The organism is Paenarthrobacter sp. CM16 (assembly GCF_013179505.1).
Lineage (GTDB): Bacteria > Actinomycetota > Actinomycetes > Actinomycetales > Micrococcaceae > Arthrobacter.
The window spans coordinates 1-1,103 of record NZ_JABMCX010000561.1; the positions used below are offsets into that span (position 1 = coordinate 1).

A 1,103-nucleotide genomic window follows, 5' to 3' on the forward strand; every position below is an offset into this window, starting at 1 on the left:
TCGATCCCGGGACCGGCCTGCCGGACGGCCCGGTGAGCCGTGTGGAGACAGGTTCTCCGAGCGTGCTGGTTCCCGCCCTTTAACTGACACCGAGACGGCAGTTAACACCCATGCTCCGCTCGAACATTGGTATCAACTGCCGTCTCGGCGAGTCTTTCTAGACGGTCCAGACCTGGACGTCGTCCGTGCCGCAGATCAGTTTGCGGCCTGTGGGCTCAAGGATGACCCAGAGCAGTTCCTGGTGCTTGGAGACATCGTCAACGCGGCCGGTGCCCGCGCCCAAGGCGACGTCGTAATCCAGACGGGATCGCCGGAATTGAGCTCGGACCATTCTGCCGCCGGTACGTGGCGGTAGTCGGCCGGCCGGTTAAGGATGGTGCTGGTCATGCCGACACTTCAGCAGCCGTACGGCGCCGCCAGAGGGTTGCCACGCCGTTGTGGGCGGGCAGCACGTGGCCCTCGGGGAACGCCTGCACGGCATCCGGCTCGGAGTCCGGGCTCCACAAGCCCGAGGCCGGGCAGTGGGAACCGGTAGGCATAGTGCGGGTGGCTCGTTCGCGCAGGAGGGCGATGCTCTTCATCGTTGAAACTCATCCTTGGGAGTAGATCGGGGGCACTGCGTGGTGTGAAGCAGATCTCTTCAACCCTATGCAAGTCACAAGGGCTTCGTTATAGACAACTGCATAGGGTTTTGGAGGTAGCTCGTGCATGAGGACAGTGCCGCCATGGCACGTCTCCCGCCAGCGCGCCTGCAAGCGCTTCCAAAATGGGACCCGAAGCACGGAACTTCACATCCCGTAACGCTGAGAATCTATGGATTAACGTGCAGCAAGCGCTTACAGTTGTGACTTGTCCCACAGCACCGTCGCTTAGCGGAAGGTTCCATCACTTGTTATCTCGCAGCTATAGACCAGCACTCCCCCCACATCGCCGCCTCGGTCGCCTCACCGCAGTCGTCCTGACGACGGCGGCCCTCACCGCCACAGCGGTCCTCCCCGCGGGTGCCGCCCCGGCCTCCAAAGACGCTGATCCCGCAGCCCTGCACTCCCTCCGCGGAGGGGTGAGCGATCAAAATTTCTACTTCGTCATGGCCGACCGCTTCA

Annotated in this window: 3 protein-coding genes; 1 reads left to right on the forward strand and 2 read right to left on the reverse strand. The window is 62.7% G+C overall.

The features are described from left to right. Nucleotides 1–157: 157 nt before the first annotated feature. Nucleotides 158–331, reverse strand: a complete 174-nt coding sequence (locus tag HP499_RS24480) for a hypothetical protein (protein ID WP_253951786.1) — start codon at nt 329–331, stop codon at nt 158–160. Nucleotides 332–383: 52 nt separating this feature from the next. Continuing rightward, a complete protein-coding gene (locus HP499_RS24485) occupies nt 384–581 on the reverse strand; it encodes a hypothetical protein (RefSeq protein WP_172326605.1) in 198 nt (65 codons plus the stop codon). Between the two features lie 308 nt (nt 582–889). On the opposite strand from HP499_RS24485, the gene HP499_RS24955 reads away from it, so the two are divergent. After that, the coding region (locus tag HP499_RS24955) for a hypothetical protein (protein ID WP_216660296.1) at nt 890–1,103 on the forward strand (214 nt) is incomplete at its 3' end.